We start from the raw sequence: 9,847 nt of genomic DNA on the forward strand, positions 1-9,847 counted from the left end.
GCCGGGCGGGAATGGGGGCGGTCAGGCCTTTGGTCGTGCTAGATACAGGACTGTCAGGATGAACCAGAGACCGGCGATCACGGCGGTCTGCGCCCAGTAGGGCCAAGTGGACTGGCCCTCCGAGAGCACCGAAGCCAGGGCCTCCGACATATTGACGGACGCGAGGCCGAGGGCGGTTGCCCCCAAAACGGCCAGGGCGATGGGGACGAGTTTGATATCCCCGGAAGCCGCGTAAAACAGGCCGACGTAGCTCAGGACTGCGAAGGAGATGATCCTGTCCTGATAAGCGTAGTAGGGCGTGTCGTAATAGACGAAGAGAATGGGCACCTTGAGGCCGAAGAAATGCGCAATCGCCATGCAGACGAAATAGGCAACAAGGGCAAGGAGGCCGAAACGCAGGGTTTGGGGCATGAGTGGTTCCGTGGGTTGGAGATTTGCGGTCAGGGCAGCGAGGCACGGCTGCCGGAGGGATGGGGTTGAAGGCTGACGGGCGGTGCCTCGAAGGGTAGCGTGGCTCCGACGCGCTCAGGTCCGCGCTTTCTCGAAGGCGGACCATGCGGCCTCGAAGCTTTCGAAGTCGAAGCCGGGAGCGCGGGCGGCGTCCAGGACGATGGCTTCGGTTTTCTGCATCTTGGCGATCGCGGTGGTGATGGGGGCGATGTAGGGCTCGGGGATAACCAGCGCGCCGTGGCGGTCGGCGTGGACAAGGTCGCCGTCAGCGATGGTCAGGCCGAAGACGGTGACGGGTGTGCCGATCTCGCGGACATGGACGAAGGCGTGCGAGGGTCCGACGGAGCCGGCCAGGACCGGGTAGCCCTCGGGCAGATCGCCGAGGTCGCGCATCACGCCATTGGTCAGCGTGCCGGCGAGGCCGAAGCCTTTGTGGACGGTGGTGTTGATCTCGCCCCAGAAGGCGCCGACCGCGTTTTCGCCATCGAGATCTTCGACCACGGCCAAGGCCGGGCGGGGGCCGGTGGCCATGTGGCGGTAATAGTCCATCCGGCGGGCCTTGATCACCTCCGGCGCCTCCTCGGGTGGGGCGATGGCGGCGATCTTGGCGGTGCGGGCACGGCCGACGAGGGCACCGGCGGTTGGGTCGCTGCTAAGCACCGTTCCACGCGTGTAACGGTCAAACCCGCGCTTGCCTTCAATGACTTCGATGGCGTTGCAGACAGTGGGGGTATCGACCTTGCGCAGCAGGTTCAGGGTCTCGGGGGTCATAGGGTCTCCAGCCAGCGGGCAAGGGCCGCGTTGGTCTCGTTGGGGCGTTCGAGGGTGGTGAGGTGTCCGGCGTTTTCGACGATCTCGAGTGTCGAGCCGGGAATGAGCGCGTGCATCAGTTCGTGGCGCTCGACGGGGCAGAGCCTGTCATGCCGGCCGCAGAGCACGAGTGAGGGCATGGAGAGCGCCTTTAGCGTGCCGGTCTGGTCGGGGCGGTCGCGGAGCGCGATGGACTGGTTGGTGAAGGCCGACTGCCCGAGGTCCAGCGCCATGCGCAGGCAGAGATCGGGCAAATCGGGCGTGGCCGCTTCATCCGCGAGGTAGTGGGGGATCATCTCCTCTGTCATCACCGCGGCGAGGCCGTTGATGTGGACGCGCTCGATCTGCGGCGCCCGGCCTGCCTGCTTCTCGGGCAACTCGGCCAGCGGGTTGGTATCGAGCAGCGCCAGCCCTGCCAGCCGCTCAGGGGCTTGGCGGGCCACCTCCATCGCGACGATCCCGCCCATAGAGAGACCGCCGAGCGCAAACCGCTCTGGGGCCTCGGAGAGAACTGCGGCGGCGAGGGCCCGCATGGTGCAGGCCCCCGTCAGATCAGGCACGATCACCTCGCGCGCCTGACCGAACGCCGCTATTTGCGGCGCGAAGAGACGCGCATCGCACATCATTCCGGGCAGGAGTACGAGGGGAGTGGCGGACATGGGAGGCGTCAGCCTTTCCAGCTCGGGCCAGCCGGATCGGCGGTGCCGATGATGTGGTAGAGTGCGGCCTCGCCGGTCATCGACGGCACGGCGGAATGGGCGAGGTTCTCGGGCACCGACATGGTATCACCCGGTGCCAGCGTGGCCGAACCGCCCTCCCAGCTTACCTTCCAGTGGCCGGTGACGGGCATCAGGACCGAGGGCTTGTCATGGCTGTGTTTGCGCTCTGTCGCCGAACCGCGGGTGATGAAATCGACCTCAAAGCCTGGCTTGTCACGCAGGAGGCCGGTCTCGCCGATCACCTTGCAGGGCTTGCGGTCGGCCAGTGCGACCATGTCCCAGTAGCGGGCGACGTGGTTGGGGAGCACCTCTGCCGTGGTCGGCTCGGGGCGTTTGGCCAGCTCGGCCTCCGACATCAGCGGCATCGGCTTGACGCCCTCGGGCAGGCGCTGCTGCTTCTTGCTGTCGTAGAGCTTGCCGTTCTCGCCCAGCACGAGGCCGTGGTCGGCGGCGTCTTCGATCACCTGCGGCGCCCACATGACACCGCCACCGGCATCATCGCCGCCGAGGATCGCCATGATCATCCCGTAGTCGGTGCCGATGTTCTCGAAGCCGCGGAAGATGCCGGTGGGGATGTTGAAGATATCGCCGGGCTCCAGCGTCACCTCTCCGGCATCGCCCCAGCGGCCCCAGAAGAACCGCCAGCGACCGGAGAGCACGAAGAAGGCCTCTGCCGTGTGGTGATCGTGCAGCGAGTTGCGGCACTTGGGCGGTTGGCCTGCGGCGCCGATGTTGAAGCCGTGCGGGATGGAAATGTGCACATGCTGGTCGGGGCTTTCGGACACGCCGCCGCCGATGATGGTGAAGTTCTCCTTCTGGTCGGAGCCGGGCGTATGGGCGTCGATGAAGGCGGTCTTGCAGGGTTGCAGGTCGCCGTAGCGGACGATGCGGGATTCGATCTCTTGCGGGGTCATCTGTGTGGTCCTTCTGTCTGTATCCGTGGGGTGAGGGGGCGTGGCCCCTGCCCCGGCGGATGCAGGTTGAGCCGCCGCGCCCGCAGCCCGGCGCGATGCGCGTGAAAGCGCCGCGCGGTCTCTTGCGGGCAAGGCAGCATCAGAGGTCGCCCGTCTGGAGCAGGATCTGCTTCCAGATGGAGGTTTCGTCGTAGAGGGTCCATTCGCGGCGGATGCGGGGCTCACCGCCGACGAGCGCGCCCCATTCGATGTGACTGATGCCCAGCACGAAGACCTCTGCGCCGGTGGGCGTGCCGAAGCCGCCCCAGCCCTCATGCTTGCCGTGCATGGTCCAGCGCAGGGCCGAGCGCGGCGGCATCATCGGATCATCGCGGCCGATGGTATGGTGGAGGGTGAATTTCGCGTTGGGGAAGGAGGCGCGGAGGCCCATCCAGAAGCGGTCTGCCCCGTCGAAGGACAGCGTATCCAGCCCGCCGGGATAATAGAGGTTGGCGCCCCGGTCGTAGGCCTCGGGGATCACGGTGAAATCGGCATTCATGATGCGGGTGAGCACATCGGCGTGGCGCTCGCCCCATTCGCTTTGATTGCCGGTGCCCTTGTAGGGGCCTTCGACATCATTGGCGGGGGTGTAGGGTTTGACGCAATGCTCCGGCCCGCCTTCGCGGGCGATCAGATCGCGGGCGTAGTCCTTGGGCTCCCAGCCGAGTTGGCGGACGATGGCACCCTGGTCGCGGATCAGCCACTCGTCGTCGATGGCGTTGTTCCGGGCGTGGCAGTCGGCGAGGATGCGGTAGTGCAACTGCTTGCCGGTGGGCGCGCCGTAGACGCCCGGGTTGATGTGGGTGGCGGTGGAATGCAGCCGGTGGCTGGAGAGCATCCCCTCCTCCGGGGTGCCGGACCAGATCACGTCTTCACCAAAAAGGGTCCGATCGGGAAACTCGGCCAGCGTTGCCATCGTGGCCGCGATGACGCCCTGATTGCCGACGACGACGGAAGCGGGCGAGCGCACCACGATATCCGGCGCGTAGTAGTCGTGCAGCGTGGCGATGCCACGGTCTTCCCAGATCTCCTTGGTGATCCCGATGATGTAATCGGGGAAGTCGCGGAACTTGGCGTCGAAGCCTTGCATCGGGGCAGTCATGTGCGGGTCCATCCTTGGGGTATTCGGGCCGAGCCGCGCACGATGAGCGGCGCGTCGATGGCGACCATTCGGGCCTCGGCTGTGTCGGGGGTATCGATATGGGCGAGCAGCGCCTTGACGGTCTCTTCCACCATCAGGTTGGCGCGCTGGCGTACGGTGGTGAGGTTGTAGGCGAGCCATGCGGCGGGGGGCACGTCATCATAGCCCACCACCGAAACGTCGCCGGGCACGGAGAGGCCCAGCTCGAAGCGGATCACATCCATCACGGCAAAGGCCATGTGGTCGTTGGCGATGAACACGGCGTCGGGGCGCTTGCCGGGGTCGGAGAACATGTCGCGCGCGGCGGCGCGGGCAGTGTCGACCTCGTAATTGCCGACAGCGCGGGTGAAGAGCTCCTGCCCGCCCGCCTTCAGCCCCTCGAGAAAGCCCTGCTCACGGTCACGCTGGGTGGAGGCGCCTTCCCATCCGGCGATGTAGCCGATCCGCTCGTGCCGGCCGGCCAGAAGAAACTCGGCCACCTGACGCCCGCCCGAGAGATTGTCGGAGGTGACTGCGCTCAGGCCTTCGCCTTCCTCGTAGCGGTTGAAGAGCACTACCGGCACGCCAGCTTTCTCGCAGCGTTCGGCGAGGTCGGAGGACATGGCGATGGAGGCCAGCACGATGCCATCGACCTGATAGTCGAGGATCTCTTCGACCACGCTGTCGATGTTGCCCTTGGTCTGCGAGGCCATGAAGACCAGCACGTGATAGCCTTGGGCCTGAAGCGCATTGGAGAGCTTTTCGAGCGCCTCGGGGTAGAAGTAGTTCTCGAGATAGGCGACCACGAGACCGATGATCCGGCTCTTGCCGGAGACCATCGCGCGGGCGAGCACGTTGGGCCGATACCCAAGTTCATCCGCAGCCTTGCGGACCTTGTCGATTGTCTTCTGCGAGGCGGAGGCGCCGGGTGTGAACACCCGGCTCACCGCCGACTGGCTCACGCCCGCCTTGCGGGCCACGTCGAGCGAGGTCACCTTGCTATCTGTCATTGCCCGCCCTCAACCTGTCTGCCAGTTCCATTGCCACGCCGACGCCTATGGCAAAGCCGTCGCCTGCGGGAAAGGGCGTGATCGACCAGTGGCCATTCTGCCAGTGCCGCCCGATCAGCGTGATCGCCTTCAGCAGGTCCAGCTCGGCCAGCCGGCGGCGCAGCACGTAGCGCACCTCGGAGGGCATCTGCTGCCAGAGGCGTTCGGCGGTGGCCTCGACCTCGGTCGGGGTCTGCTGTGGCTGGGGCTCGTTCATCGCGTGCACCATCAGTCCGCCGTCCAGCCGCCATCGACCATCAGGGCGGTGCCGGTGATGAGGCTGGCGGCATCGGAGGCCAGAAACACGGCGGCGCCCATGATGTCTTCGACCTCGCCCACGCGGCCGAGCTTGATCTTCTCTTCCACCCATGCGCGGCGTTCGGGACGATCGAAGGTTTGCCGGGTGAGCGGGGTGACGATGAAGGTGGGGCAGATGGTGTTGACGCGGATACCCTTTGGCCCCCACTCGATTGCCATCGACTTGGTGAAGCCCTCCACCGCGTGCTTGGTGGCGGAATAGACCGCACGGTCGATCCCGCCCACCTTTGCCATCTGGCTGGAGATGTTGATCAGCGAGCCGGGGCGGCCCGCCTCCACCAGCCCGCGCGCCACCGCGCGCGTGAGAAAATAGGCGCCCTTCACGTTGAGGCCCGTTGCTGCATCAAAATCCGCCTCGGTGGTCTTGAGCGCGGGGCTGTGGATCGCGAGGCCTGCGGAATTGACCAGAATGTCGAAGGGGCCGTTTGCGGCCACGGCGGCCTCGGTCGCCGGGACATCGGCAACGTCGAGGCTCAGTGCCGTGGCCGCGTGGCCGCGGGCCTTCAGCGCGTCCTCCAGCGCCTCCAGCTTTGCGGCCGTTCTTGCGGCCAGCACCACCTCTGCCCCGTGCTCGGCCAACGCCACAGCGCAGGCCTGCCCGATGCCCGAGGAGGCGCCCGCCACGAGCGCGCGCTTTCCGTCCAGCCGGAAGGAGGGCGTGCGCGGCAGGTCCATCACACGTCTCCCACCGGAAAGGAGATGCGGCCGGGGACCCGCACCTTGTTGAATTCACGCAGGCGGGCGAACACGTCGACCCCGAGCTGGCGGTAGGCGTCGAGGATATCGACCATCACCCAGTTCTCGCGGATCTTGCCATTCTCGAGCCGCCAGAAATCGAGCGAGCGCATGGTGATCTTCTTGCCGGAGGGGGCGATGCCCATCCAGCCATCGTGGGTGACGGTCTGGATCATGTCGGGCCAGCCGGTGACGGCGGCGTAATCGCCATCACCGAAGAAGTGGTAGGTGATCTCGTCCACGTATTGGCCGCGGTCGGGCATGCCGTTGAGAAACGGGATCTGGTGCCAGTTGCGAAAGCCCGCGATACCCCGGCCGGTGCCAATGCCTGCGGGGCCATACCAGTTCATCCGGTCGTGCCAGAAGCGCGGCATCTCCATCACCTCCGGCCCGCCTTTGGACGGGTGGCGTTTCATGTGCTCCAGCATGGTGATGATGTGCTGCTGCGAGGCGCGGGATTTTTCCGCGTTCCACGGGCCGGGCACCATGCCATCGAGCGTGGCAGGGCCGGGAATGCAGAACTCGAGGCCGAGCGAGGGCGCCATCGGCCAGGCATTGGCCTGCATCATCACCTCTGGGATGTCCCAAAGCGTCTGGATCTCAACGACCTTGCCGCCCTCGAAGCGGTAGAACTCGTGAAAGCGCATGTGGGTGAGGTGGCCGGTCGGAGGAATGTCGAGCCAAGGCCCGACGAAGGTGCCGAAGTAGTGACCGCCGCAGCCGACCCAGTTGGCGCCATCTTCATCCGGCCCGCCCATCACGATCCAGTCCCGGCGCTCGAGGTCGGGCATGGCATCGAAAAGGGACGCGTAGCAGGCATCGTAGAAGGCCTGCGGGCCGGTGAAGTCGCCGAAGGGGTGCGGCATGTGAATGACCGCATCCGGCGCGATCACCGCATCCAGCGCGGCGCGCACCTTGGCCTCGTCGAACTCCGACATGGCCGCGCGGAGCGGCGCGAGCGCCGCTTTGTTGGAGGTGTGGGTATCGGTCATTCTGCGGCCACTCCGTAGGGCACGTTTTGCCCGCCGTAGCGGCGGACGCGGATGTTGCATTGTTCGGCATGGCCGACGAAGCCCTCGAGCATGCAGAGGCGAGAGCCATAGGCGCCGATCATGGCTGCGGCCTCATCCGTCGTTACCCGCTGATAGCTGTGGGTTTTCAGGAACTTGCCCACCCAGAGCCCGCCGGTGTAGCGGCCCGCCTTCTTGGTCGGCAGGGTGTGGTTGGTGCCGATCACCTTGTCGCCGTTGGCCACGTTGGTGCGCGGGCCGAGAAACAGCGCGCCGTAGCTGTGCATGTTCTCGAGATACCAGTCGTCACGGTCGGTCATCACCTGCACGTGCTCATAAGCCATGTCGTTGGCGACGCGCAGCATCTCGTCGTGGTCTTCGCAGAGGATGATGTCGCCGTAGTCGCGCCAGGAGGCGGCGGCGGTTTCGGCGGTGGGCAGGATCTGTAGCAGCCGGTCGATCTCGGCAAGTGTCGCCTCGGCCAGCTTGCGCGAGGTGGTGAGCATCGCGGCAGGGGAATTGTAGCCGTGCTCGGCCTGACCCAGCAGGTCGGTGGCGCAAAGCTCGGCGTCGACTGTTTCGTCGGCGATCACCATCGTCTCGGTCGGACCGGCGAAGAGGTCGATCCCGACGCGGCCGTAGAGCTGGCGCTTGGCCTCGGCCACGAAGGCGTTGCCGGGGCCGACGAGCATGTGCACCGGATCGATCGTTTCGGTGCCCAGAGCCATCGCGCCGATCGCCTGAATGCCGCCCAGCGCGTAGATCTCATGGGCCCCACCGAGGTGCATGGCGGCGATGACCGCCGGGTTGGGCTCACCCTTGAAGGGCGCGGTGGCGGCCACGATGCGCGGCACGCCGGCGACAGTGGCGGTGGCGACCGACATATGCGCCGAGGCGACCATCGGGAACTTGCCGGCGGGCACGTAGCAGCCAACGGACTGCACCGGGATGTTCTTGTGGCCGAGCACGACGCCCGGCAGGGTCTCAACCTCGATATCGGTCATCGAGGCCCGCTGGGCGCGGGCGAAGTTCATCACCTGCTCCTGGGCGAACTTGATGTCTTCCATGTCGCGTGCCGAGACCTTGGACATCAGCCCTTCGATCTGGCCCTCGGTCAGGCGGAAGGCCTCGGGGCTGTAATTGTCGAACTTCTCGCTCATCTCGCGTACGGCGGTATCGCCCCGCGTTTCGATGTCCTTCAGCGCGGCCTCGACCACGCCGCGCACCTTGGCATCATCCTCCGCCCTGTCGGCCTCGGGCTTGCCTCGCTTGAGATATTCCACGGTCATCTCTCTTTTCCTTCAGTTTGCGGGCCGGGGCGGAACCTTGTCGCCCCGGTCGTAGGCTTCCCAACCCTCGCCGCCGAACACATCGGTGCCGAGCTGGGCCAGAACATGGGGGAAATCGACCATCACCCAGTTGTCGGAGATCTTGCCGTCTTCCACTTTCCAGAAATCCATGTACCTGATTTCAATACGCTTTCCGGTGGGCGCCACACCCATGAAGGGGCCGGAGTGGGTGGCCTCCTGCCGCCCGAAGGCGGCGGCCCACTCGCCCATGTAGAGGCGTGCCTCGTCGATGCAGGTCTTGTCGCTGAACGCCGCCTGAAACGGGCGCTGCCAGTTGTCCTGAAACTCCTGCAGCCCGGTCTTGGTGCCGCAGCCTTCATTGCCCATCCAGCGGAAGCCCTCGGCAAAGAACTGGCCGATATCGTCGATCCGGTGGTCATTGAGTCCGTCGACCATGCCCTCGATCACGGCGCGGGTCTCGGCTGTTTTGCTCATGTCGGTGTCTCTGCTGAGCACCGCCTGTTCGGGTCTGGAACCCTTCATCTGTCTGATCCTTCAAGTCTGCGTCGGGAAATTCGGTGAAGCGGGGTGAGCCGCTTCAGAAAGTCCCGGGGCATCCGGTTCAGCGCGGGGTGGCGCGATAGGGCGGAATGGCGGGCGGAGGCGCTCATGCGGCGAGCCTCCCGCCCGAGAGGCGGCCCATGCGGGCCAGCACGTCGATGCCGAGTTGGCGGTAGAGGTCGAGCATGTCGACCATGACCCAGCACTCGCGCACGAGGCCATTCTCAACGCGCCAGAAATCGAGACTGCGGCGGGTGATCTGCTTGCCGGTGGGCGCGAGGCCAAGGAACCCGTCGCCCGTGTGCAGCGCGGTGCCCGAAGGCCAGCCGGTGAAGGCCACGAGGTTGCCATCGCCAAAGAACACGCCCTCGTCGAGATGGCGGGTATTGTCGGAGAGGCCCTCGCGGAACTGGCGGAAGATCAGCTCGGCAATCCCGGCGTGGCCGCGCGCGGTGCCGAGACCGGTGGGGCCATACCAGACCGCGTTGGGGTGCCAGTACCCGCCCAATCCGCGCTCGGGGTCGTTCGCAGTGCCCTGCTTGAGATCATGCAGCATATCCCACACCGCCTGCACCGAGGCGTCGCCCTGCGCGGCATCTTGCGGGGCGGTCAGCACCCCCTGCCCGTCTGCCGGGCCGGGGCACATCCACTCGACCCCGAGTTGCGGGGCCATCGGCCACACGCCGGATTGGAGCATGAGTTGCGGGATGTCCCACAGCCCCTCCATCTCGACCACGCGGCCCGCCTCGATGCGCAGGTACTCCTGATAGCGAAAGAAGGCAGGGCGCTGGGTGGGCGGGATGCCGAGCCAGGGCTGTCCCTTATACACATCT

General features: G+C 66.1%; 12 protein-coding genes. All 12 read right to left on the minus strand.

The features are described from left to right. Window positions 1-21 precede the first annotated feature (21 nt). A complete protein-coding gene (locus DYI42_RS15370) occupies window positions 22-411 on the minus strand; it encodes a hypothetical protein (RefSeq protein WP_213546878.1) in 390 nt (129 codons plus the stop codon). A 114-nt stretch (window positions 412-525) separates the two neighbouring features. Continuing rightward, entirely contained in the window at window positions 526-1,221 is a 696-nt protein-coding gene (locus DYI42_RS15375; protein WP_213546879.1) for an RraA family protein, read from the minus strand. Continuing rightward, complete coding sequence (locus DYI42_RS15380; protein ID WP_213546880.1) at window positions 1,218-1,919, minus strand: alpha/beta fold hydrolase; 702 nt, start codon at window positions 1,917-1,919, stop codon at window positions 1,218-1,220. The genes DYI42_RS15375 and DYI42_RS15380 overlap by 4 nt, the downstream gene beginning before the upstream one ends. Before the next feature lie 8 nt (window positions 1,920-1,927). Next, complete coding sequence (locus DYI42_RS15385) at window positions 1,928-2,893, minus strand: cupin domain-containing protein (RefSeq protein WP_213546881.1); 966 nt, start codon at window positions 2,891-2,893, stop codon at window positions 1,928-1,930. Window positions 2,894-3,032: 139 nt separating this feature from the next. Then, on the minus strand, window positions 3,033-4,022 hold the full coding sequence (locus DYI42_RS15390; RefSeq protein WP_213546890.1) for a nuclear transport factor 2 family protein: 990 nt from the start codon (window positions 4,020-4,022) through the stop codon (window positions 3,033-3,035). 8 nt (window positions 4,023-4,030) lie between these two features. Next, window positions 4,031-5,062, minus strand: a complete 1,032-nt coding sequence (locus DYI42_RS15395; protein ID WP_213546882.1) for a LacI family DNA-binding transcriptional regulator — start codon at window positions 5,060-5,062, stop codon at window positions 4,031-4,033. Then, window positions 5,052-5,318, minus strand: a complete 267-nt coding sequence (locus DYI42_RS15400) for a hypothetical protein (RefSeq protein ID WP_213546883.1) — start codon at window positions 5,316-5,318, stop codon at window positions 5,052-5,054. The genes DYI42_RS15395 and DYI42_RS15400 overlap by 11 nt, the downstream gene beginning before the upstream one ends. Before the next feature lie 11 nt (window positions 5,319-5,329). Next, entirely contained in the window at window positions 5,330-6,094 is a 765-nt protein-coding gene (locus tag DYI42_RS15405; RefSeq protein WP_213546884.1) for an SDR family NAD(P)-dependent oxidoreductase, read from the minus strand. Further along, window positions 6,094-7,146 (minus strand): ester cyclase, encoded by a 1,053-nt coding sequence (locus DYI42_RS15410; RefSeq protein ID WP_213546885.1) that lies wholly within the window; start codon window positions 7,144-7,146, stop codon window positions 6,094-6,096. Before DYI42_RS15410 ends, DYI42_RS15405 begins: the two co-directional genes overlap by 1 nt. Then, a complete protein-coding gene (hisD, locus tag DYI42_RS15415; RefSeq protein ID WP_213546886.1) occupies window positions 7,143-8,453 on the minus strand; it encodes a histidinol dehydrogenase in 1,311 nt (436 codons plus the stop codon). Before hisD ends, DYI42_RS15410 begins: the two co-directional genes overlap by 4 nt. Window positions 8,454-8,465: 12 nt before the next feature. Continuing rightward, window positions 8,466-8,996 carry an ester cyclase gene (locus DYI42_RS15420; protein ID WP_213546887.1) on the minus strand — a complete coding sequence of 177 codons (531 nt, stop codon included), beginning with the start codon at window positions 8,994-8,996 and terminating at the stop codon, window positions 8,466-8,468. Window positions 8,997-9,120: 124 nt separating this feature from the next. Further along, window positions 9,121-9,847 (minus strand): nuclear transport factor 2 family protein (locus DYI42_RS15425; RefSeq protein WP_213546888.1); only part of this gene is annotated, 727 nt, incomplete at its 5' end.

Source organism: Vannielia litorea (assembly GCF_018424695.1).
GTDB classification, from domain to species: domain Bacteria; phylum Pseudomonadota; class Alphaproteobacteria; order Rhodobacterales; family Rhodobacteraceae; genus Vannielia; species Vannielia litorea_A.